Below are 22,665 nucleotides of genomic sequence, written 5' to 3' on the forward strand. Positions count from 1 at the left end.
CATCCATGCGTAACTTATCCAGGCTCTACTGTAGCCAGCCTGGCAAGGGATGCGCTTCCCGCTGAAAGCCGGCAAGGTTACCACGGGCCTGCCACACTCAGCAGGTATGGCGCTGCACAGCGGTGGGCTACGCAAGGGGGCGCGATGGCGTGAGCGATGTCAGCGGTCGGCACGCGCGGCGCGCGCATTGACAAGCGGGCCGGCGCCGCCGATAAGCTGCGTTCTATCGAAGCGCCGGAGCCGTACTTTCGCGGGGCCTTCGATGCATTTCTTCCGACCTCGCAGTTGCGCAGCGCCCTGTGGCAGCTGTCGCGGTAGCTTGCCCGGGTTTTGTCGTCGCTGCGGTCCGCGAAGGCAACACGGCTTGCCTGGGGCGTTTCTCGCGTCGATTTCTGGCGACTTTCCCTCTCATCACACCCACGTGAGCAGCAGACATGCCCCGACTCCTCGGACTCGACGCCCTGCGCGGCGGAGCGGCGCTGTGCGTCGCCTATTCCCATCTGATCGCCAAGATGAAGCGCGACGGCTTCTTCGACGAACTGACCAGTTACCTGTTCCTGTCGACCAAGACGGTGCTGGATGTCGGCAAGACCAGCGTGCTGGTGCTGTTCGCGCTGAGTGGCTATTTCATCGTCGCCGGCCTGTACCGGAACCGACAGACCTTCGAGCGGCCGGTGGCGGCATTCGTGTTCCAGCGTTTCTTCCGCCTGTTCCCGTTGTACTGGCTGTCGCTGCTGCTCGGCACGATGTTTCCCTGGGACGACCCGGCGCGGCTGTTCTCGGCGTTGGTCATCGCCGTCAACGCGACGATGCTGCAGGGCTTCTTCCTGGTCGAGAACGTGATCGGTCTGTACTGGACACTGCAGATCGAGATCACCTTCTACGTGCTCTGCGTGGTGATGTTCGCCTTCAGGCCGGGTAGCTCCGCTCGGCTGGATCTGCTCTTGCTGGTCCTGCAGTACGGTTTCACCTTATTGCTCGCCTACCTGCGCTACAGCCTGGAGGCCAAGTTGCCGGTGGCGCTGCCGCTGATGGTGAGTGTGTGCTTCCTCGGCGCGCTGTGGAAAAGCACCGACAACGGACGCGCCACTAGTTCCGGCGGCTACGCCTGGGCTGCGGTCGCGCTGTTCTATGTCTTCCTCCTGCCGACCTGCGTGCTCGCCTATTCCCACGATAGCGGGCTCGGTGAAACCTGGTATCGCTATCTCGTGAGCTACAGCCTGGGGATGGCGATCTTCCTGCTGGCGACGCGAATCAAGGGGCAGGGGCTGCGCTGGCTGGCGCCCGTCGGGGGCGTGGGCTACATCATCTTCCTGACCCATCCCTCGGTGTTCGCCATCGCCGAGCGCCTGCACTTCCATCCCTCGGCGCTGGCCATTCCCGGTCCGCTGTACATCGGCATCATGCTGGCGGTCGTTACACTATTCGCCTTCTTCATCAAGCGTACCCTGGCCGATCCGATCCAGGGTTACGGCGACCGGGTGGTCAGCCGGCTGGGCCGCCGTCGACAGGGCGGACTGGTCCGACCGGCGCAGCCGCAGGCGTAATGCTGGCGCAGGGGCGCCGCTCGAGCGGTCCGGCGATCCGGCGGGCTGAAGTGTGTGGGCAGCTGGTGTAGGGTAGCGGTTTTTCCGCTTCCGGAGCCCCGATGACGCTCACCGATCTCGCCTCGCGATTGGGCGAAGCCTGCAACGACAGGATGCACAGGTCACCACCGCCGAATCCTGTACCGGCGGCGGGATCGCCGAGGCGATCACCCGGATCGCCGGCAGCTCGGCCTGGTTCGAGGCCGGCTACGTCACCTATTCCAATGTGCAGAAGACCCTGCAGCTCGGCGTGCCGGCGCAGCTGTTCGAGCAGGTGGGGGCAGTCAGTGCCGAGGTGGTGCGGGCCATGGCGCGCGGTGCCCAGCAACGCAGCGGCGCGCGCTTCGCGGTGGCGGTCAGTGGTATCGCCGGGCCGAGCGGCGGTTCGACGGACAAGCCGGTGGGCACGGTCTGGATCGCCTGGGCCGATAGCGCGCAGCTGCATACCCGGCGCTACCTGTTTGCCGGCGACCGCCAGGCGGTGCGCGAGCAGACGGTGGTGGCCGCGCTGCAAGGACTGTTGTGCCTGGCGGCTGGAGAAAATCCGGCGCAGGGCTAGGCGAGCAAATTTGCCTATGTTCTAATACTGTCTACTTATACAGTTGTTGTGGCCTCTGGCCCTCTTGATCAAGTGAGGATTCGATGGACGAGAACAAGAAGCGCGCCTTGGCTGCAGCCCTGGGCCAGATCGAGAAGCAGTTCGGCAAGGGCGCGGTGATGCGCATGGGCGATCACGATCGCCAGGCGATCCCGGCCATTTCCACCGGCTCGCTGGGGCTGGATATCGCACTGGGCATCGGCGGCCTGCCGAAAGGCCGCATCGTCGAGATCTACGGCCCGGAATCGTCGGGCAAGACCACCATGACCCTCTCGGTCATCGCCGAGGCGCAGAAGATGGGCGCCACCTGCGCTTTCGTCGACGCCGAACACGCGCTGGACCCGGACTACGCCGGCAAGCTGGGCGTCAATGTCGACGACCTGCTGGTGTCGCAGCCGGACACCGGCGAGCAGGCGCTGGAAATCACCGACATGCTGGTGCGCTCCAACGCGGTGGATGTGATCATCGTCGACTCCGTGGCGGCGCTGGTGCCCAAGGCCGAGATCGAAGGCGAAATGGGCGATGCCCACGTCGGCCTGCAGGCACGCCTGATGTCCCAGGCGCTGCGCAAGATCACCGGCAACATCAAGAACGCCAACTGCCTGGTCATCTTCATCAACCAGATCCGCATGAAGATCGGCGTGATGTTCGGCAGCCCGGAAACCACCACCGGCGGTAACGCGTTGAAGTTCTACGCCTCGGTGCGCCTGGACATCCGTCGTACCGGCGCGGTGAAGGAAGGCGACGAGGTGGTCGGCAGCGAAACCCGCGTCAAGGTAGTGAAGAACAAGGTGGCGCCGCCGTTCCGCCAGGCCGAGTTCCAGATCCTCTACGGCAAGGGCATCTACCGCAACGGCGAGATCATCGATCTCGGCGTGCAGCAGGGCCTGGTCGAGAAGTCCGGCGCCTGGTACGCCTACAAGGGCAACAAGATCGGCCAGGGCAAGGCCAACGCCGCCAAGTACCTGGAAGACAATCCGGAGATCGGTCGCGAGATCGAGCAGCAGATTCGCGAGAAACTGCTGGTGGTCAGTGGCAGCGGCAAGGCGAACGTGGTCAGCGAAGACCTGGTCGACGCCGATCTCTGATCCGCATGCCCGTCGTGCTCGATAGCCCCGCCGCGGTGCGGCGGGCGGCAATGGACCTGCTGGCCCGACGCGAGCATGGGCGCGTCGAGCTCTTTCGCAAGTTGCGCCAGCGCGGCGCCCCGCCCGAACTGATCGAACAGGCCCTGGATCGTCTCTGCGAGCAGGGCCTGCTGTCCGAATCGCGTTACCTCGAAAGCTTCGTCAGGAGCCGGGTTAATGCCGGCTATGGGCCATTGCGCATCCGTGAGGAGCTGGCCCAGCGCGGGCTGCCGCGCGCGGATATCGAGCAGGCCTTGCGCGACAGCGGCTTCGACTGGGGCGAGCAACTGCGCGATGCCTGGCAACGCAAGTTCGGCCGGCTGCCAGCAGACGCCCGCGAACGCGCCAAGCAGGGGCGCTTCCTCAGCTACCGGGGCTATCCGCCGGAGCTGATCGGCCGGTTGCTGCGTGGTGGCGCATCAGACGACTGAGTACCTTGCCTGCAGGTTGGTCTGCGCATGTGGATTACAAGTAGGGGCACGCTGTTTGTAGGAGCCAGCTTGCTGGCGATTAGCTTTTCAACAGTATCGCCAGCAAGCTGCCTTCTACAGAAATCCGGGCTCGGGCCCACACATCTGCGGATGCGCATCACTCCCTGTGTGCGCCCCCGTGGTGATTGCAGGCCGCAGGCCCGAACCTTCGTCCATCAGTCCTCGGTCGCCAGCAGCGGTGCCCAGCTGGTGGGCTCGTTGATGTAGTCGGTGAGCTCGCGCAGCCGTCCATGGTCGCGACCGTTGAAGACGAAGCTCAACCGCGGCAGGCGCTGCAGTTCCGGCTCGTCCAGTTCCGATTCGCAGCACGCTTGCTGTTCGAATGCGCCGCTCAGGCACAGGTCGGCGAACTCGTCGTTCAGGTACTCCATGGCCAGTTCGTTCAACGGGTGGTTCATGCGCAGGACGAAGCGGTCCTTGAGCCAGCGGCTGGAGTGGAAATTGCGATAGAAGTCGGCGATTTCCTTGGCGGCTTGCTCGGCATCGTCCACCAGGCGCATCAGGCGCATGTCGCTGGGCAGGATGTAGCGGTTTCCTTCCAGCTGGCCGCGCATGAACCGCAGCGCATCGCTCCAATACGAGCCGCCCGGTTCGTCGAGCAGCACCACCGGTACCAGCGGACTCTTGCCGGTCTGGATCAGCGTGAGCACCTCCAGTGCTTCATCGAGCGTGCCGAAGCCGCCGGGGCAGAGTACCAGGGCGTCCGCCTCCTTGATGAAGAACAGTTTGCGCACGAAGAAGAAGTGGAACGACAGCAGGTTGTCGGTGCCGTCCACCGTCGGGTTGGCATGCTGCTCGAAGGGAAGCGTGATATTGAGCCCGAGGCTGTTATCGCGCCCGGCGCCTTCGTGGGCGGCAGCCATGATGCCGCCGCCGGCGCCGGTGATGACCATGAAGTTGTAGTGCGCCAGGGTGCTGCCCAGCTGGCGCGCCAGTGCATACAGCGGGTGCTCGATCGGCGTGCGGGCAGAGCCGAACACCGTGACCTTGCGGCGCCGCTTGAACTGGTCCAGGCGGCTGAAGGCGTGCTCCATCTCGCGCATCGTCTGCAGCAGGATCTTGGCATCCCAACGGCTGCGGTCGGCCTGGGCCATGCGCATCACGGTGACCAGCATTTCCCGGTACAGCGGCAGGTTGGGGCTGGTTTCGGGCACGACCATGGTGACGAGTTCATCGATCCTGCTTTCGAGGTCGGCGCCGCTGGTCTTGAAGTGTCGCGACAGGTAGTCGTCCGGATCGAAAGACATACAACTTCTCCATGTATGAGTGCTACGCCCAGGCTGAGGCCGCAATCGGCGGAATTCAAGCCGAAGGCGTTTGGGCAGGGCCGTTCCGCTGCCGGAGCCCGGGGCTCCGGCGCGTTCGGATGGGCGCTAGCACTCAGAGCGCGATGCGATCACCGGGTTCCGGTATGCGGGCTTCCCAGTTGAGGCGGTCGCGAATGGCCTGTTGCAGGACCTGCATCTTTTCCAGTTCGCCGTGGACCAGATAGAGCTCCGGGCGGTTCTCGAACTGGCTGACCCAGTCGATCAGCTGCGATTGGCCGGCATGCGCGGAAAACCCGCCGAGCGTATGGACCTTGGCATTCACGGCAATGCGCTGGTGCAGTAGCTTGACGCTTTTCGCCCCGTCGACGATGGCGCGGCCGAGGGTGCCGCGGGCCTGGAAGCCGGGGATCACCAGATGGCACTCTTCGCGCCAGAGGTTGTGCTTGAAGTGGTGCAGGATGCGCCCGCCGGTGCACATGCCGCTGCCGGCGATGATGATCACGCCGCTCTTGAAGCGGTTGATGGCCATCGACTCTTCGGGCGTCGGCGTGGGCTTGAGTATCGGCAACCAGCGTTCGGCGTAGAGCTTGCTGCTGGTTGCGCTGAGCGCGGGGGCGATGCCGTTGAGGTCCAGCTGGTCCTTGTAGTGCGAGTAGATGGCGTTGGCGCCGATCGCCATGGGGCTGTCGAGGAAGACCGCCTGCTGTGGCAGGCGGCCTTCGCGATGGAAGCGGCCGAGGTAGTAGATCAGGTCCTGGGTGCGCCCGACGGCGAAGGACGGCATCAGCACGTTGCCGCCATCGCGATGGGCCTGCTGCAGGATGCCAGCCAGTTCCTCGAGCGTGGCGTCGTGGCTGCGGTGGTCGCGGTCGCCGTAGGTCGACTCCATCAGCACCACGTCGGCTTCCTTGAGCACGGTGGGCGCGTGCATCAGCGGCGAGCAGGTGTTGCCCAAGTCTCCGGAAAATACCAGGCGGCGGGTCCGGCCGTGGTCCCGTACATCCATCTGCACGATGGCCGAGCCGAGGATATGGCCGGCATCGTGGAAGGTCACGCTGACCCCGGCTGCGGCTTCGAATGTCTCGCCATACCGATGCGGTGCGCGCTGGCCGAGCATGCGTTCGGCGTCGACCCGGGTGTAGAGCGGCTGGATCAACGGCTTGCCGATACGTGCGCGCCACTTGTTCTCCCATTCGGCATCCTTTTCCTGGATCTGCGCCGAATCCAGCAGCATCAGCTCGAGCAGTTCGGCCGTGGCATCGGTGCAATGCACCGGGCCGCGATAGCCGAGTGCGACCAGGCGCGGCAACAGGCCGCTGTGATCGATATGGGCATGGGAAAGCACGACCGCGTCGAGGGTCTTGGGGTCGAAGGCGAAGGGCGCGCGGTTGTCGCTTTCCTCCTGCCGGCGTCCCTGGTGCATGCCGCATTCGAGCAGAACCCTCGCGCCGTCATGGGTCTCAATGAGATAGCAGGAGCCGGTGACCTGTTGTATCGCGCCGAGAAAACTGAGCAAAGCCATGTTGCCTTCCTGTCTGTACGATGGTGTCCACTTTGCAGGCTCGGTTGCCAGGAGCACTTGATACATATCAGAGATAACGAAACGAGCCCTGCCTAGACTACAGCACATCCTGCTTACCGACGGAGTGATCCCATGAGTCAGCTACTGCCCAGCCTCACCGAGCTGGATCAACATGCCCAAGCCGAGCCGGAATTCGCTGCCTGGCGCGGCGGCTTCGGGCCGTTCGAGCATGCGCTGGAGACCCAGGCGGCCGTATTCCGCCTGGCCCACCAGTTGGTACAAGCAGGGCATCAGCCGGATCTCGCCAGCGTCTACCGGGTGCTGCAGGCCGTCGATCGCGTTGCCAGCGCCGGCCTCTGGCTGGTGGTGCACATGACCTACGCGCGCCATGTCCGGCTCGATGGCACGCCGCTGGGCGCCGAGGACTTCAAGCGCAGCCCCGAAGGGCATACCGGCGGTGCGCTGAACATGGTGCCGGCCTATGCCGGCTACCTGGCGCTGAATGCCCTGACCGGCCGGACCCGCGCCTGGCTGATGGGGCAGGGCCATTGCGTGGCGGCGGTCGATGCGCTCAACCTGCTGACCGGCAACCTGCACCCCGAACAGGCGCAGGCCTACGGTGAAGGCGAAAAGGGCATGAATCGCCTGCTGCAGGATTTCTACGGCTATCGCCAGGCCGCCGACGGCAGCCCGCTGGCGCCGCTGGGCAGTCACGTCAATCCGCATACCGCAGGCGGTATCGCCGAGGGCGGCTATCTCGGTTTCGCCGAACTGCAATACGCGCACATGCCCTTGCCGGGCGAGACGCTGGTGGCCTTCCTCTCCGATGGCGCCGCGGAAGAGCAGCGCGGCAGCGACTGGATTCCGCGCTGGTGGCGGGCCGAGGATTGTGGAATGGCGTTGCCGGTGATGATCGCCAACGGTCGGCGTATCGAGCAACGCACCTCCCTGGGCACCGAAAAGGGGCTGGAGGATTTCCGCCAGCACTTGGGGCAGTGCGGTTTCGACCCGATTCCCTTCGATGGCCGCGACCCCGCCGCCTTCGTCGCCACGCTCTGGGAAATGGAGCTGCGCCTGGGGCGCCGGGTCGAAGAGAAGGACCGGGGCATCCTCAACTACCCGCTGCCGATACCCTATGGCATCGCCGAGACGGTCAAGGGCTTCGGCTTCTATGGCGCCGGCACCAATGCCGCACACAACCTGCCGCTGCCAGGCAATCCGCGCCTGGATTCCGAGGCCCGCGAACTGTTCAACGAGCACGCGGCGCGCCTGTTCGTCCCGCAGGCGGAACTGGATGCCGCACTGGGCCTGTTCGTCCGCCATCGCCAGGGCCGTCCGCTCGAGCGTGACAACCCGCTGGCGCTGCGCCGGCCCGCGGAACCGCGCATGCCACAGCTGAACTACCGTGACGATGCCTGCTCGCCGATGGCGGCGGTCGACCGCTTCTTCGTCGAACTGACCCAGGCCAACCCGTCGCTGCGTCCGCGCGTGGGCAATCCGGACGAACTGGCGAGCAATCGCCTGGCTGGCGTGCTCAAGGCGCTCAAGCACCGGGTGATCGACCCGGAAAGCGAACTCGAAGCGATCGATGGGGCCGTCATCACCGCGCTCAACGAAGAGGCCGTGGTGTCCGCCTGCCTCGCCAATCAGGGTGGCTTGAACCTGGTCGCCAGTTACGAAGCGTTCTGCGTGAAGATGCTCGGTGTGGTGCGCCAGAGCATCATCTTCTCCCGCCAGCAAAAGGAAATCGGCCGGCCGGCCGGCTGGCTCGGCTGGCCGCTGATCGCGACCTCGCATACCTGGGAAAACGGCAAGAACCAGCAGTCGCACCAGGACACCACCTTCTGCGAGGCGCTGCTCGGGGAAATGAGCGACATGGTGCGCGTGCTGTTCCCGGCCGACCACAACAGCGCCCTGGCCCTGTTGCCGTCGATCTACAAGGCGCGAGGGGAGCTGGCTTGCCTGGTGATGCCCAAGCGCGATCGGCCGTGCTATTTCAACCAGGCCCAGGCCGAGCAGCTGGCGCGCGATGGCGCGATCGTCGTCGAAGAGAATCCGGGGGAGGGGGCGTTGCTACTGATCGCCAACGGCAGCTATCAGCTGGGTGAGATGCTGCGCGCCGCAGAGCGCCTCAAGGAAGCCGAATGCGCCTACCGGCTGGTGTATCTACAGGAGCCCGGTCGTTTCAGGGCGCCGCGCGACCACTGGGAGGTGGAGGCGCGGGCGAGCGACGGGGTGGCGGAGCGGCTCTTTCCCGACCGCATGGAAATGCGCGTGCTGCTGACCCACATGCGCCCGGAGGTGGCGCGTGGGCACCTGTGCCGATCCTGCCGGATGCGCGCAAGAGTTCGGTGCTCGGCTATCGCAATCGTGGCGGCACGCTGGACGAGTTCGGCATGCAGTTCGCCAACCGCGCCAGCTGGGCCAATGTGCTAGCCGCCTGTGCACGGCTGCGCAACGTGCCGCGCACCGCCTTGCTGACGCGTGAGGAAGCGGCTGCGGTGGCCGGCAGGGGCGATCCCGAGACCCTGCGCGACGACTAGCGCCAGGCACTGAGCCGGGCTTCCCTGAGGGCGGCCCGCTACAGGCCGCAATCCGCGGCCTTGTAGCGCTCGGTGGCGATCGGCCTGTTGGATTTGTACTCGCTGAACTCGTAGCGCAGCACGGCGCCCTGGCTCATCAGCGTGCGCAGGCCCTGGTTGCCGCAGACGCTGACGCCGAGCTGACTGCGCACGTCGGCCGGGTTGTCGCGCATCTGGGCGGCATGCCGCGGCTGCACGCTGAGGTGGTTGACCAGTTCGTTGCCGTCGACGGTGTAGCCCTGGTCGAGGATGTCTTCGTTGATCGCCCGCGGCGTGCCGACGCTGCTTTCCCGGGCGACCTGGTCGAGTAGCTGGCCCAGTTGCCGCTCCTGGAGCGAGGCGGCATGGGCGATGGGAAGGGCGAGGCTCAGAGCGAGCAGAGTGGTCAGACGGTACATGGCGCTCTCCTTATGACTGCGCTTGTTCGACCGACGGGGTGGGGTACGGTTCATTTGCCATTTCCGCCGCGGGCCGGTAGCTTGGCCCGGATTGTCGCGCAACCTCTGAGCGGACCGCTGTGCGCCGGGTTTCGGTGCCGCGTGCTCCGTCCCGATCCCGTCCTTCCGAACGACCCCGAGCCGATCCATGCCCCATGCCGTAGCCCGCCTGCGCGACGAGCGCCTGGCGCGCAGTCTGAAACCCTTCGTCGCCCGAGGGTCGCGCGCGCCACGCTGCGCGCGCTGCCGTGTACCGTTCAGCCACTGCCTGTGCCCGTGGCTGCCGGAGGTCGACAGCCGCAGTGGCGTCTGCCTGCTGATGCACGACATCGAACCGCTGAAACCGAGCAATACCGGCTGGCTGATCGCCGATGTGGTACCCGATACCTTCGCCTTCAGCTGGCAGCGCGCGGGTGTGGATCCGCACCTGCTGCAACTGCTCGCCGATCCGCAGTGGCAACCGCTGGTGGTCTTCCCGGGCGAATACGCCGTGCCGTCGCGCGTGGTCGAGTGCATCGAGCCGCAGCCCGGCAAGCGGCCACTGTTCGTCCTGCTCGACGCGACCTGGACCGAGGCGCGCAAGATGTTCCGCAAGAGTCCCTATCTGGATGGCCTGCCGGTGCTCAGCCTGCGGCCGGAGGCCCTGTCGCGCTATCGCCTGCGGCGCTCGACCCGCAGCGATCACCTGTGCACCGCGGAAGTCGCGGCGCTCTGTCTCGATCTGGCCGGCGATGCGGCCGCGGCCAACACCCTGGATGCCTGGCTGGACGTCTTTACCGAGCACTACCTCGGCGCCAAGCACCATCGCCAGCCGGACCTGCAGAACGCCGCGCATCGGGCCCTGCAGGCAGCGCCCGCGCCATAGCCGCGCGGTGCGGCGATCAGGCCTTGGCGGCTTCGACGGCCAGTGGTTCCGGCCTGCGCGGCCACAGTTGGGCGGCCAGCATGCCGAGGAACATCAGCACGCAGCCCAGGTAGCCGCGCGGGGTGAGGCTCTCGTCGAGGAACAGCGCACCGGCAATGGCCGCGAACACCGCCTCGAGGGAGAGGATGATCGCCGCATGGGAGGCGATCGCGTGCTTCTGTGCCACCACCTGCAGGGTATAGCCGACCGCGACCGCGAACAGCCCGCCGTAGATCAGTGCCGGTCCGGCGAGCCAGATGCTGGCCGGATCGGTTTCCTCGAAGACCAGCGCGAGCAGCAGGCTCACCAGCGCACAGGTGGCGAACTGCAGGAAGGCCAGGCGGATCGCGTCGTGGCGGCTGACGAAGAAGCTCACCAGCAGCACGTGCAGGCCCCAGACGAAGGCGCCGGCCAACTGGATCCAATCCCCGGACGCCACCTGGAAGTCCTCGCCGATGCTCAGCAGGGCCATGCCGGCGACCGCGAGAAAGGCCCCGAGCCAGGTGCCCAGGCCGGTCCGGTGGCCGATGACGAGCCCCAGCAACGGCACCACGATCACGTACAGGCCGGTGATGAAGCCGGAATTGGTCACGCTGGTGAACAGCAGGCCGACCTGCTGCAGGTTGATACCCAGGGTCAGTGCCAGGCCCATGGACAGGCCGCCGAACAGCAATCCGCGCTGCAGGAAGGGTTCGTGACGCGCGGCGGTCCGGCCGCGGTAGATCACCAGCGGCAGCAGGGCCAGGGCGCCGAGGGCGAAGCGCAGGCCAGTGAAGAGAAAGGGGCCGATGTTGTCCATGCCGATGCGCTGGGCGACGAAGGCGGTGCCCCAGATCATGGCGGTAATCAGCATCAGGAAGTCGGCGCGGAGGGCTTGGCTACGCATCTTTCGGCTCGTCGGAGGAAAAGGCGCAGACTTTGCTACAAAGCATCGCGCTTGACCACTTATTCGTGGGTGGGCATGCTTGCGCCGCTTGATTTGTTGTGGCCGGCAGTCGATATTCCCATTTGCCGACCGAATGTCATATCGGGAATTCCCGACGGAATTTGTCGGGTTTTGCCGTCATCTTGTCGGCATCGGCTATTAGCCGATGAAAAGCGCCAATAAAAACTACAGGTCTGCCAATGGCTGCTTACGAAATAATCATTGCCGATGATCATCCGCTGTTTCGCAGCGCGTTGCAGCAGGCGCTCACCATGGGGCTGGGGGACAACGTCCGGCTGGTGGAGGCGGCCAGCATCGCCGAGTTGGAAAGCTTTCTCAATCAGGGTGCGGCCTGGGATCTGGTTCTGCTGGATCTGAACATGCCGGGCGCCTATGGCTTTTCAGGCCTGGTGCTGCTGCGCGGCCAGTATCCCCAGTTGCCGGTGGTGATGATTTCGGCGCAGGAGGATGCGGCGGTCGTCGCGCGTTCGCGCGAGTTCGGCGCCAGCGGCTTCATTCCGAAATCGAGTTCGCTGGAAACCATCCAGGAAGCGGTGCGGGCAGTGCTCGACGGCGACGTCTGGTGGCCGAGCAATATCCAGGACGTGGCCAATGTCAGCGACGAAGCCAAGGCGGCCAGTGCCGGGCTCGCCAGCCTGACACCGCAGCAGTTCCGGGTGCTGACGATGGTCTGCGACGGCCTGCTGAACAAGCAGATCGCCTACGAGCTGAACGTCTCCGAGGCGACCATCAAGGCGCATGTCACCGCCATCTTCCGCAAGCTCGGCGTGCGTACCCGGACCCAGGCGGCGTTGCTGCTGCAGCAGATGGGCTCCATCCCCACCAGTTGACGACGCACCTCAGGCGATCGGCGGCAGCATGATTTCATCGCTACGCCGCACGCCGGACGTCATGGCCTGGCACTGCTCGACGAATTCGCGCATGGCCGCCGTCTGGTATTTGTGCGAATGCCAGATGAAATAGAACTGCCGGCGCAGATCCAGCTCCGGCGTCACCACCGGTACCAGGCTGCCGCGGCGGAAGGCGTCACGCAGCGCCAGTCGCGAGATGCAGCCGATTCCCAGCCCCGACTCCACGGCACGTTTGATCGCTTCGGTGTGTTCCAGCTCCAGGCGCACGTTCAGCTTGCCTGGTCGATGACGCATGGCCTGCTCGAAGGTCATGCGGGTGCCTGAGCCCCGTTCACGCAGGATCCAGGCCTCGCCCGAAAGTTCGTCCAGGTCCAGGGCCTCGCGCCGGGCCAGCGGGTGCTGTGGCGCACAGAACACCACCAGCTCGTCCTCGATCCAGGGCTGGACCTCCAGGTCGGGATGCTGGCACTCGCCCTCGATTAGACCCAAATCAAGTTCATGTTGCGCAACCTGCTGCACGATATGCGCGGTGTTCTGCACATGCAGCGTTACCCGGCATTCCGGATGGCGTTGCATGAAGCTGCCGATCAGCAGGGTGGCGAGGTAGTTGCCGATGGTCAGTGTCGCGCCTACCGCCAGCGAACCGAAGCCGCTCTTGCCGTTGAGCAGATCCTCGATGGCTCGTGCCTGATCGAGCAGGGCAACCGCCTGTGGCAACAGCTGGCGGCCCAGGGCGTTCAGGCACAGACGTTTACCGGCGCGGTCGAACAACTGGCAGCCGGACTGGCGCTCCAGTTCGGCCAGTGACGTGCTGGTGGCCGACTGCGACAGCGAAAGGCTTTCGGCCGCGCGCGAGACGCTCTCCTGGCGGGCAACCGCGGCGAACACTTCGAGCTGGCGAAGAGTGAAATGCATATCTATATAACCGATAACCTATATCTTTATTATTCGATTAACGAATAAGGCTGGCGCCGATAAACTGCCAACTACATAACGCCGCCGCGACTCAATGAGGAATCCGCAGCATGAGTAACCTGAACGTTGAGCGTGTCCTCAGTGTGCACCATTGGAACGATACGCTGTTCAGCTTCAAGACTACCCGTAATCCCGGCTTGCGCTTCGAGAATGGCCAGTTCGTCATGATCGGCCTGGAAGTCGAAGGCCGTCCGCTGATGCGCGCCTACAGTATCGCCAGCCCGAACTATGAAGAACACCTCGAGTTCTTCAGCATCAAGGTGCCGGACGGTCCGCTCACCTCGCGCCTGCAGCACCTGCAGGAAGGCGACCAGCTCATGATCAGCCGCAAGCCGACCGGCACCCTGGTGCTCGACGACCTGCTGCCGGGCAAGCATCTCTACCTGCTCAGCACCGGCACCGGGCTGGCGCCGTTCATGAGCGTGATCCAGGATCCGGAGACCTACGAACGGTTCGAGAAGGTCGTGCTGGTGCACGGCGTTCGTTACGTCAACGAGGTCGCCTACCGCGAATTCATCACCGAGCATCTGCCGCAGAACGAGTTCTTCGGCGAGGCGGTGAAGGAAAAGCTGATCTACTACCCGACGGTGACCCGCGAACCCTTCGAGCACCAGGGACGCCTGACCGACCTGATGCGCAGCGGCAAGCTGTTCAGCGACATCGGCCTGCCGCCGATCAACCCGCAGGACGACCGCGCGATGATCTGCGGCAGCCCGAGCATGCTCGATGAAACCAGCCAGGTGCTGGACAGTTTCGGGCTGAAGGTGTCGCCGCGCATGGGCGATCCGGGGCATTACCTGATCGAGCGGGCCTTCGTCGAGAAGTAAGGGCGATGCCCGTGCCGTCCCTTGGGCTGCCGCGCTGCAAGCCAAGGGGCGGAGATCAGGTGTAGGCGGCGCAGCATTTCTTGAATTTCTCCCCGCTGCCGCAAGGGCAGGGGTCGTTGCGCCCGGCCTTCAGGGGAACCGTGGGGTCGATGAAGTACCAGTGCCCGTTGCGCTGGACGAAGGCCGAGCGCTCCTGGTGGGCGTGTTCGCCGTTCTGGTCGTGCCAGCGGGCGGTGAAGGTCACCAGCGCATGCTCGGGCTTGCCCCCCAGCACCGCGCTTTCTTCCACTTCCAGTCCCAGCCAGGTGCTGTCCAGGCTCCAGCGGCGCATCGCCTCGAGGTCCAGGGCAGCCTGCTGCGCCGGTAGCGTGGTGGCCTGCAGATAGTCGATCAGCCCCAGCACATAGGCGCTGTAGCGCGAGCGCATCAGTCGTTCGGCGCTGGGAGCCGCCGTCCCGGCGTGATAGCGACCGCAGCACTGGTCGAGGGAGTCGCCGCTGCCGCAAGGGCAGTTGGTTTCGTGCGCGTGCCGATCGCTCATGTTCACCACCAGTATTTGCCGAACATCTCGGGATTGGCCCAGAACCGGGCGTTCAGCCAGTCCGGAACCTGCTTGTATTGGAGCAGGTCGTAGGTGAATAGCGTCAAGGTCTGTCCGTCGCGCTGGAAGCGTTCGCCGATCTGCAGGGCCAGGGCATAAAAGTCGGTGGCCTGCCAGTCGCAGGCATCCAGGTCGACGAGCACGGCCATGCGGCTGGCGTTCAGATTGCGAATCCCGCCGAGCAGCTCCAGGCCTCTGCGCTTGGGCAGGTATTCGAGGCAATCGACGAGCAATGCCAGGTCGTAGCGCTGTTGGGCCAGCTCTTGCGGTAGTGGCGCCGTTTGTGCGCGATCGACATGGCTGCCCGGATGGCTTTGGGCGTAAGCGGCGAGTGCCGGTTGGTCGCTGTGTCCCACATGCAGGAGGCGTGATGGTGCGTGATGTTCGAGCAGGGCCGCCAAGGCTTGCTGGGGCGTGCGCGCTACAGGGTTTTCAGTCAATCGAGAATCCTCGTTTTAAGCGTACAGACTAGCGTGGTGCCGTTTGTCGGCCTAGTCTCAAAGTAACCGGAGCCGCCCGGAGTCTCGTGCGTGGCGATTCTGGCTGAATTCCACACTGGAGGTTTTAACCGATGAGTACTTTACGGACAGCAGTACCCGTTATTGTCATGACCACGTTCCTGGCGGGTTGTGCAGGCGTGCAGAAACAGGATTGGCCCACCTGTGCAGCCGTCGGTGGCGTGACCGGTGCCGCGCTGGGGGCCATTGAAAGCAGCACCTATGCCGGTTGGGGCGCTCTGATCGGCGGTGGTGTCGGTGCCGCCTATTGTTGGGCAAACGGCATGGAAGAGGAAACCGTCGCGGTTGTGGAGACGGTGCAGCCGATGCCTGAGCCCGAGCCGGAACCTGCTGCCGCGCCGGTGCGGGTCGAGCTGGACGTCAAGTTCGACTTCGATCGCGCCGTGGTCAAGCCCGACAGTTTCGCCGATATCCAGAACCTCGCCGACTTCATGAAAGAGTACGGGCAGACCTCGACCGTGCTGGAAGGTCATACCGACTCGATCGGTACCGATGCCTATAACCAGCGCCTGTCCGAGCGGCGTGCCAATGCGGTGCGTGAAGTGCTGGTCAACCAGTACGGCGTGGAAGGCGGCCGGGTGAATGCGGTCGGTTACGGCGAGTCCCGCCCCGTCGCCGATAACGCGACTCCGGAAGGTCGGGCGATCAACCGTCGGGTAGAAGCCGAAGTCGAAGCCCGTCCCTGATTCGGACTGGTGATTGGCTTCCAGCCGGGCCATGGGCCCGGCTTTTTATTGTCCGCTTGGCTCAGAGCGGGGGGCGGGCGCTGGCGAGTGCGACGACGGCCAGGCCCAGCGCCAGGTTGATCCCCACCAACCGGCGGATCCTGCCGAGTACCGCGCCGCCCGCGGGCCAATCCTCGGTGCTGATCGCCCGCTTGAGCGCCGGCAGCTGCAGCAGCTGGATGCGCAGGAACAACGCCAGCATCACCAGGTACAGGCCAGCCATGATGTGCACGTAGCGTGGCGCGCTTTCCAGGGTGCCGAAGCGCATGTGCCACATGCCGATGCCGCCGATGGGCAGTACCAGCACGGCCACCCAGACCCAGAGGAAGAAGCGGCGGAACACGTCGGCCCAGAGCTTCAGCCGCTCCGGGGCTTGCAGCATGGCGCCGGCCGCCGGGCGCAGCACCATCCAGGCGAAGAACATGCCGCCCACCCAGATCGTCGCGGCGAGTACGTGGAGTGCGTAGAGCAGGGCGAAAGGCGTCATGGGCAAATCTCCGGTGGCGGTTGGGCGATCGCGCGCTATCATAGCCGCCCCATCGAGACACTGAAAATATATACAGCTCCGCGCCCATGCTCAGTACCGAACTCAAGTCCCAGATCCAGGGCGCCTATTCCCGCTTTCTCGAGGCCAAGGGGCTCAAGCCCCGCTATGGCCAGCGCCTGATGATCGCCGAGGTGGCCAAGGTGCTCGGTGCGATCAAGGTCGACGACGAGGGCCGCCGCGACGGCGAGCCGGCGGTGGTCGCGGTCGAGGCCGGCACCGGCACCGGCAAGACGGTTGCCTACAGCCTGGCGGCCATCCCCACCGCCAGGGCCGCCGGCAAGCGGCTGGTCATCGCCACGGCCACCGTGGCGCTGCAGGAACAGATCGTGCACAAGGACCTGCCGGACCTGATGCGCAACAGCGGGCTCAGCTTCAGCTTCGCCCTGGCCAAGGGCCGTGGTCGCTACCTGTGCCTGTCCAAGCTGGACATGCTGCTGCAGGAAGGCCAGGCGCAAAGCGCCACCGCCCAGCTGTTCGAGGAGGAGGGCTTTCGCCTCGAGGTCGACGAGCGCAGCCAGAAGCTGTTCAGCGGCATGATCGAGAAGCTGGCCGGCAACCGCTGGGATGGTGACCGCGACAGCTGGCCGGAAGAGCTTGGCGATGCCGACTGGGCGCAGCTGACCACCGACCACAGCCAGTGCACCGGCCGGCACTGCCCCAACTTCCAGCAGTGCGCCTTCTACAAGGCGCGCGAGGGCATGACCAAGGTCGATGTGATCGTCACCAACCACGACATGGTCCTGGCCGACCTGGCGCTCGGCGGCGGCGCGGTGCTGCCCGATCCGCGCGAGACGATCTACGTCTTCGACGAAGGGCACCACCTGCCGGACAAGGCCATCGGCCACTTCGCCCACTTCACCCGCCTACGCTCGACGGCCGACTGGTTGGGCCAGGTGGAAAAGAACCTGACCAAGCTGCTCGCCCAGCACCCTTTGCCCGGCGAACTCGGCCGGCTGATCGAGGGCATTCCGGAACTCGCCCGCGAACTGCGCAGCCAGCAGCAGTTCATGTTCAGCGCCTGCGAGCAACTGGCCGACTTCAAGGCCGGCGAGGACATGGAAGGTCGCGAGCGACCACGCCACCGCTTCGTCGGTGGCGTGGTGCCGGAGCACCTGATCGAGCTCGGCAGCGAGTTGAAGAAGGGCTTTTCCAGGTTGACCGACCTGTTCAGCCGTATCGCCGAGCTGCTCAAGGAGGCGATGGATGGCGAAACGGGTGCCGGCATCGCCAGCCACCAGGCCGAGGAGTGGTATCCGCTGTTCGGCAGCCTGCTGACGCGCGCGCAGGGCAACTGGGAGCTGTGGACCGCCTTCACCGTCGAGGACCCCGAGGACAGCCCGCCGATGGCGCGTTGGCTGACCCTGGCCGACAGCGGCGCGCTGTTCGATATCGAGGTCAACGCCAGCCCGATCCTCGCCGCCGAGACGCTGCGGCGCAACCTCTGGAACGTGGCCTACGGCGCACTGGTGACCTCGGCGACGCTCACCGCGCTGAACAGTTTCGATCGCTACCGCATGCGCGCCGGGCTACCGAAGGCGGCGGTCACCGCCGTGGTGCCGAGCCCTTTCCATCATGCCGATGCCGGCGTGCTGCGGGTCCCGGACCTGCAGGCCGACCCGCGCGATGCCGCGGCGCACACCGCGGCCATCGTGCGCGAACTGCCGCAACTGGTGGAGGGCTCGCGCGGCACTCTGGTGCTGTTCTCCTCGCGCAGACAGATGCAGGACGTGTTCGACGGCCTCGAGCGCGACTGGCGCCGGCGGGTGCTGATCCAGGGCAACCTGTCCAAGCAGGAGACGCTGAACAAGCACAAGGCGCGGGTCGACGATGGCGAGCCCAGCGTGCTGTTCGGCCTGGCCAGCTTCGCCGAGGGCGTCGACCTGCCGGGAGCCTATTGCGAGCATGTGGTCATCGCCAAGATTCCCTTCGCCGTGCCGGACGATCCGGTGGAGGCGGCGCTGGCGGAGTGGATCGAAGCGCGCGGCGGCAATCCGTTCATGGAGATCGCCGTGCCGGACGCCTCGCTACGGCTGGTCCAGGCCTGCGGCCGATTGCTGCGCACCGAGGCGGACCGCGGCACCATCACGCTGCTCGACCGGCGGGTGGTGACCCAGCGCTACGGCAAGGCGATCCTCAACGCGCTGCCGCCGTTCCGCCGCGAGATCGGTTAGCCGGGCGGCCATCACCGGTTCCGATGGGGACCCATCAATGGGCTGTGCGCGAGCGCTCGCGCTTGCCAGAATGAGCCCGCAGTGAATTCGATACGAGGTGTGGCGTGCAGATTCAGGGATATTTCGATCTTCACTTCGAGGCGGTCAGGGATGCGTTCGGCGCGCTGTTCGAGCGTGCCGGGCAACGCGGCGCCGCCCTCTGCGTGCAGATCGGCGGCGAGACGGTGGTCGACCTCTGGGCCGGCGTCGCCGACAATTCGGGCGAGCAGGCCTGGCACAGCGATACCTTGGTGAACCTGTTTTCCTGCACCAAGGCGTTCACTGCCGTGGCGGCCTTGCAGCTGGTCGCGCAGGGCAAGCTGGAACTCGACGAGCCAGTCGCGCGGATCTGGCCGGAGTTCGCCGTGAACGGCAAGCAGGCGATCACCCTGCGCCAGTTGCTCTGCCATCGGGCCGGACTGCCGGCGATACGCCAGCTGCTGCCGGCCGAGGCGCTGTACGACTGGGCGAGCATGACCGCGGCGCTGGTGGCCGAGCAACCCTGGTGGACGCCGGGCGAAGGCCAGGGCTATGCCGCCATGACCTATGGCTGGCTGGTCGGCGAGTTGCTGCGGCGTGTCGATGGTTGCGGGCCCGGCGAGTCGATCGTGGCGCGCACCGCCACGCCGCTCGGCCTGGACCTTCACGTGGGGCTGGCCGACAGCGAGTTCCACCGCGTCGCCCATCTGACCCGTGGCCGCAACGACTTCGGCGATGCCGCGGCGCAGCGCCTGCTGCAGGCCATGGTCGGCGAGCCGGCTTCGCTCAGCGCCCGGGCGTTCAACAACCCGCCATCGATCATGAACAGCGGCAACAAGCCCGAATGGCGGCGCATGGCGCAACCGGCCGCCAATGGTCACGGTAATGCCCGTGCGCTGGCCGGCTTCTACATGGGGCTACTGCAAGGGCGCCTGCTCGACGATGCGCTGCTGGCCGAGATGACACGCGAGCACAGTGTCGGCGAGGATCGTACGCTGCTGGCGCAGACGCGTTTCGGCCTGGGCTGCTGGCTCGACCAGCCCCAGGTCACCAATGCCACCTTCGCCATGGGGCCTCAGGCGTTCGGCCATCCCGGCGCCGGAGGCAGCATCGGTTTTGCCGATCCCGAGCGGGAACTGGCGTTCGGCTTCGTGACCAACACGCTGGCCCTTACGTGCTGATGGACCCGCGCGCGCAGTCGCTGGCGCGCTGCGTCGCCGAATGCCTGGGTTGAACCACTCGTCAGTTCTGAATCCAGAGGCTTTCCAGAAGAAGGACTTGCGTCCACAATTTCAGCCCATACTTCACTAGCCGCCCGCTTGGATGGGGCGTGCCTCTCCCTGAACGCTTCTGGTCGACGGAACCTTGCACATGAACCTGCTGAAGAGCGCCTCCCTGATTCTTTGCATGATCGTTACCGGCTGTAGCTCCAATAGTGAAAAACCTGCCGAGGTCGCGGCAGTCGCACCGAAGATCGATGCGGCCTGGCTCGACGATTACGAGACGCGCCTTCGCGAGGCCCTCAAGGACAGTCGTTTCGAACTGGAGCGTCGTGACAGCGTGCTGGTGGTCACTGCACCGGTGGACTCCTCCTTCAACCCGGATCGCCCGGGCATGTTGCTGCCGGTCACCCTTGCACCGATAACCCGCGTGGCGAAGCTGGTCGAGCAGGATGACAAGACGGCGGTGATCGTGCTCGGCCATGCCGACAGCACCGGTTCCGACGAAATCAATCGCACCATCAGCCGCGAGCGTGCCGGCGCGGTCGCGGCCATCTTCCGCCTGAGCGGCCTCAAGCATGATCGGCTGCGCATTCGGGGCCTGGGCTCCGACATGCCGCGTGCGGCCAACGACAGTAAGGAAGGCCGTGCGCTGAATCGCCGGGTCGAGATGGTGCTGGCGCCGCAGACCACGCTGCTGGCCTTGCTCGCCGAGTACAACCAGCCGGCCCCGGCGGCGACCCAGGTGGCGACGGCCGAGGCGGTCAAATAAGGCGCCACGCAGATGGCGTGAATCCGAACAGGCCCGCATGCGGGCCTGTTTTCGTTGGGCGGGCTTGCTTGAATCAAGCGGATCGCAGGTGAAAACGGATAAGCTTGTCCTCCGCAGGTCGACCCGGTTCATTGCCCTCTGCCAGCTGTGAATCCCCCGCTACGCCGAGGCCTGCCTACTCGATAACTAGGAGCCACGCGATGATCCAGACCCTGGCCGATATGCGCCGCGACTATACCCGTGACGGACTCAGCGAGGCCACTGCGCCGGCCGAGCCCTTCGGTCTGTTCCGTCAGTGGTTCACCGAGGCGATGCAAACCGAGCAGGCCCCGGTGGAGCCCAACGCGATGACCCTGGCGACGGTCGATGCCGAGGGGCGACCGCATTGCCGGGTCCTGCTGCTCAAGGCGTTGGACGAGCGCGGCTTCACCTTCTTCACCAACTACGACAGTGCCAAGGGGCAGGAGCTGCAGGCGACGCCGTATGCGGCGATGACCTTCTTCTGGCCGACCCTCGAGCGCCAGGTGCGTATCGAAGGGCGCGTGGAGAAGGTGACTCAAGAGGAGTCGGATGCCTATTACCATGTGCGGCCGCTGGGCAGCCGGCTGGGAGCCTGGGCGTCGCCGCAGAGCCAGGTGATCCGCGATCGGGCAGAGTTGGAACGGCTGCTGGCCGAGACCGAACAACGCTTCCTCGACAAGGCGCCGCACTGTCCGCCGCACTGGGGCGGTTATCGTCTCTTGCCGGAGCGCATCGAGTTCTGGCAGGGACGCCCGAGCCGTCTGCACGACCGGCTCGATTACCGTCTGGTTGCCAACGGCTGGCAGCGTGAGCGCCTGGCGCCCTGAGCCTGCTGTTTCCGGAAAGGCGCGGATCGGATGGCGAGGGCTGGTATCGGGCGGAGGCTGTAGCAGTGTCGAAGATTAACCCGGATCAGTACCAGCCTTCCGGGGATGCGTTGTCTCAGGCTTCCGGGTAGCGTTGCGCCTGCTGCTCGAGCCATGCCTGCAGTTCCCGCCGCCTGACCTTCTGCAGCTTGGCCTCGGCGAGCCGTTGCAGCATCCAGGCGCGCCTGTCCGGATCGCTGCCGGCGATCGACAATGCCAGGTCGCGGTCGGCCCAGCGACGAAAGCGGATGATCAACCAGGCATGAAAAGCCAAGCCGGCCACGGTTGTGATGGCTATGATGAAGTAATCCATGGGCAGTCTCGTTGGAAGGAACCCGGCGAGCCAGGTTCGACTCGCATAAGGCATAAGTATGCTCGACGGGGGCGAATGCTGAGTCAGGATGGTGAAGTTGCCAAGCGCTTTTTCATCGTGGCCGCCCATTGCAGTCCATCGGAGTGAAACAGCTGTTTCTCAGGAGAATTTCCAATGCGCAAGTCCATTTGTGTCGCTTCCTTCACTGCTCTGGCGCTGGCCATGGGGGGATGCGCGTCCAGCCTGACCGGGGATACCTATTCCCGGGACGAGGCACGTGCCGTTCAGACTGTGCGCTATGGCACCATCGAGTCCCTGCCGCCCGGTCCAGATCGAGGGCACCAAGACGCCCATCGGCGCTGGCGCCGGCGCGGTCGTCGGCGGGGTTGCCGGCAGTGGTGTCGGCGGTGGGCGGGGCAGCGCGGTGGCCGCGGTCATCGGTGCGGTGGCCGGCGGCATGCTGGGTGCGGCGGCCGAGGAGGGGATCACGCGAACCCAGGGTGTGGAAATCACCGTGCGTGAAGATGATGGCAACGTTCGCGCCTACGTTCAGGAGGTCGAGCCCAACCAGGTATTCCGCGTCGGCCAGCGGGTGCGCATCATGACCGTCAGTGGTACCAGCCGCGTTGCGCCATGACGCCATGAGCTGACACCGGGCCCCATCCCGCAAGGCGCTGCCATCCGCTCCGAAAGGAGCGGGGGTAGCGCCTTTCGTTTTTCGAAATACATGAATTCATGACGCCAGCATCATCCGTATGGATAATCGGGCGCACATTTGT

18 protein-coding genes and 5 pseudogenes are annotated in these 22,665 nt (G+C 65.4%); 14 read left to right on the forward strand and 9 right to left on the reverse strand.

What is annotated here, in order from left to right:
- The first annotated feature begins 434 nt into the window (after window positions 1-434).
- The 4 genes and pseudogenes from BAY1663_RS02310 to recX all read left to right on the forward strand — a co-directional run bounded on the left by BAY1663_RS02310 (window position 435) and on the right by recX (window position 3,742).
- Window positions 435-1,547: an acyltransferase gene (locus BAY1663_RS02310; protein ID WP_037037677.1), complete on the forward strand. Its 1,113-nt coding sequence runs from the start codon at window positions 435-437 to the stop codon at window positions 1,545-1,547.
- A 101-nt stretch (window positions 1,548-1,648) separates the two neighbouring features.
- Window positions 1,649-2,145: pseudogene (locus tag BAY1663_RS02315) on the forward strand (CinA family protein).
- Between the two features lie 83 nt (window positions 2,146-2,228).
- A complete protein-coding gene (gene recA, locus BAY1663_RS02320; RefSeq protein WP_037037679.1) occupies window positions 2,229-3,272 on the forward strand; it encodes a recombinase RecA in 1,044 nt (347 codons plus the stop codon).
- A 5-nt stretch (window positions 3,273-3,277) separates the two neighbouring features.
- Window positions 3,278-3,742: a recombination regulator RecX gene (recX, locus tag BAY1663_RS02325; protein WP_037037680.1), complete on the forward strand. Its 465-nt coding sequence runs from the start codon at window positions 3,278-3,280 to the stop codon at window positions 3,740-3,742.
- 215 nt (window positions 3,743-3,957) lie between these two features.
- Here the strand turns inward: recX and BAY1663_RS02330 are convergent, their stop codons facing one another.
- Both BAY1663_RS02330 and BAY1663_RS02335 read right to left on the reverse strand, forming a co-directional pair.
- Complete coding sequence (locus BAY1663_RS02330) at window positions 3,958-5,049, reverse strand: LOG family protein (RefSeq protein ID WP_037037681.1); 1,092 nt, start codon at window positions 5,047-5,049, stop codon at window positions 3,958-3,960.
- A 133-nt stretch (window positions 5,050-5,182) separates the two neighbouring features.
- The gene (locus tag BAY1663_RS02335) at window positions 5,183-6,592 is read right to left on the reverse strand and encodes an MBL fold metallo-hydrolase RNA specificity domain-containing protein (RefSeq protein ID WP_037037682.1); all 1,410 of its coding nucleotides are present in this window, start codon (window positions 6,590-6,592) and stop codon (window positions 5,183-5,185) included.
- A 132-nt stretch (window positions 6,593-6,724) separates the two neighbouring features.
- On the opposite strand from BAY1663_RS02335, the pseudogene BAY1663_RS02340 reads away from it, so the two are divergent.
- Window positions 6,725-9,135: pseudogene (locus BAY1663_RS02340) on the forward strand (xylulose 5-phosphate 3-epimerase).
- Window positions 9,136-9,173: 38 nt separating this feature from the next.
- Here BAY1663_RS02340 and BAY1663_RS02345 read toward each other — a convergent pair.
- Complete coding sequence (locus BAY1663_RS02345; protein ID WP_128576044.1) at window positions 9,174-9,572, reverse strand: quorum-sensing-regulated virulence factor family protein; 399 nt, start codon at window positions 9,570-9,572, stop codon at window positions 9,174-9,176.
- Window positions 9,573-9,759: 187 nt separating this feature from the next.
- Between BAY1663_RS02345 and BAY1663_RS02350 the strand changes: the two genes are divergently transcribed.
- Window positions 9,760-10,476, forward strand: coding sequence for a tRNA-uridine aminocarboxypropyltransferase (locus BAY1663_RS02350; RefSeq protein ID WP_037037684.1), 717 nt, complete (start codon window positions 9,760-9,762; stop codon window positions 10,474-10,476).
- A gap of 16 nt (window positions 10,477-10,492) precedes the next feature.
- Here the strand turns inward: BAY1663_RS02350 and BAY1663_RS02355 are convergent, their stop codons facing one another.
- Window positions 10,493-11,401, reverse strand: coding sequence for a DMT family transporter (locus tag BAY1663_RS02355; RefSeq protein ID WP_037037686.1), 909 nt, complete (start codon window positions 11,399-11,401; stop codon window positions 10,493-10,495).
- Between the two features lie 239 nt (window positions 11,402-11,640).
- Between BAY1663_RS02355 and erdR the strand changes: the two genes are divergently transcribed.
- Window positions 11,641-12,291 (forward strand): response regulator transcription factor ErdR, encoded by a 651-nt coding sequence (gene erdR, locus BAY1663_RS02360; RefSeq protein ID WP_037037687.1) that lies wholly within the window; start codon window positions 11,641-11,643, stop codon window positions 12,289-12,291.
- Window positions 12,292-12,300: 9 nt separating this feature from the next.
- Here the strand turns inward: erdR and BAY1663_RS02365 are convergent, their stop codons facing one another.
- Window positions 12,301-13,227, reverse strand: a complete 927-nt coding sequence (locus BAY1663_RS02365; protein WP_037037689.1) for a LysR family transcriptional regulator — start codon at window positions 13,225-13,227, stop codon at window positions 12,301-12,303.
- A 110-nt stretch (window positions 13,228-13,337) separates the two neighbouring features.
- Between BAY1663_RS02365 and fpr the strand changes: the two genes are divergently transcribed.
- Window positions 13,338-14,114: a ferredoxin-NADP reductase gene (fpr, locus tag BAY1663_RS02370; RefSeq protein WP_037037691.1), complete on the forward strand. Its 777-nt coding sequence runs from the start codon at window positions 13,338-13,340 to the stop codon at window positions 14,112-14,114.
- 55 nt (window positions 14,115-14,169) lie between these two features.
- Here the strand turns inward: fpr and BAY1663_RS02375 are convergent, their stop codons facing one another.
- A complete protein-coding gene (locus tag BAY1663_RS02375) occupies window positions 14,170-14,655 on the reverse strand; it encodes a YchJ family protein (RefSeq protein ID WP_037037693.1) in 486 nt (161 codons plus the stop codon).
- A gap of 2 nt (window positions 14,656-14,657) precedes the next feature.
- Window positions 14,658-15,155 carry a DUF6231 family protein gene (locus tag BAY1663_RS02380; RefSeq protein ID WP_037037694.1) on the reverse strand — a complete coding sequence of 166 codons (498 nt, stop codon included), beginning with the start codon at window positions 15,153-15,155 and terminating at the stop codon, window positions 14,658-14,660.
- A gap of 404 nt (window positions 15,156-15,559) precedes the next feature.
- On the opposite strand from BAY1663_RS02380, the pseudogene BAY1663_RS24930 reads away from it, so the two are divergent.
- Window positions 15,560-15,919: pseudogene (locus BAY1663_RS24930) on the forward strand (OmpA family protein); the annotation flags it as partial.
- A 61-nt stretch (window positions 15,920-15,980) separates the two neighbouring features.
- On the opposite strand, the gene BAY1663_RS02390 reads toward BAY1663_RS24930, so the two are convergent.
- Window positions 15,981-16,445: a CopD family protein gene (locus tag BAY1663_RS02390; protein ID WP_037037698.1), complete on the reverse strand. Its 465-nt coding sequence runs from the start codon at window positions 16,443-16,445 to the stop codon at window positions 15,981-15,983.
- Between the two features lie 86 nt (window positions 16,446-16,531).
- Here BAY1663_RS02390 and dinG point away from each other — a divergent pair, with 86 nt between their 5' ends.
- The 4 genes and pseudogenes from dinG to pdxH all read left to right on the forward strand — a co-directional run bounded on the left by dinG (window position 16,532) and on the right by pdxH (window position 21,534).
- Window positions 16,532-18,676 (forward strand): ATP-dependent DNA helicase DinG, encoded by a 2,145-nt coding sequence (dinG, locus tag BAY1663_RS02395; protein WP_037037700.1) that lies wholly within the window; start codon window positions 16,532-16,534, stop codon window positions 18,674-18,676.
- 104 nt (window positions 18,677-18,780) lie between these two features.
- A pseudogene (locus BAY1663_RS02400) lies at window positions 18,781-19,928 on the forward strand (serine hydrolase domain-containing protein).
- Window positions 19,929-20,065: 137 nt separating this feature from the next.
- Complete coding sequence (locus tag BAY1663_RS02405; RefSeq protein ID WP_037037702.1) at window positions 20,066-20,686, forward strand: OmpA family protein; 621 nt, start codon at window positions 20,066-20,068, stop codon at window positions 20,684-20,686.
- 200 nt (window positions 20,687-20,886) lie between these two features.
- Window positions 20,887-21,534 carry a pyridoxamine 5'-phosphate oxidase gene (pdxH, locus tag BAY1663_RS02410; RefSeq protein WP_037037703.1) on the forward strand — a complete coding sequence of 216 codons (648 nt, stop codon included), beginning with the start codon at window positions 20,887-20,889 and terminating at the stop codon, window positions 21,532-21,534.
- Window positions 21,535-21,649: 115 nt separating this feature from the next.
- Here the strand turns inward: pdxH and BAY1663_RS02415 are convergent, their stop codons facing one another.
- Window positions 21,650-21,886: a hypothetical protein gene (locus BAY1663_RS02415; protein WP_037037705.1), complete on the reverse strand. Its 237-nt coding sequence runs from the start codon at window positions 21,884-21,886 to the stop codon at window positions 21,650-21,652.
- Window positions 21,887-22,060: 174 nt separating this feature from the next.
- Here BAY1663_RS02415 and BAY1663_RS02420 point away from each other — a divergent pair.
- Window positions 22,061-22,523: pseudogene (locus tag BAY1663_RS02420) on the forward strand (glycine zipper domain-containing protein).
- Window positions 22,524-22,665 lie beyond the last annotated feature (142 nt).

It is taken from the genome of Pseudomonas sp. BAY1663 (assembly GCF_000582595.1).
Taxonomy (GTDB): Bacteria; Pseudomonadota; Gammaproteobacteria; order Pseudomonadales; family Pseudomonadaceae; genus Stutzerimonas; species Stutzerimonas stutzeri_AF.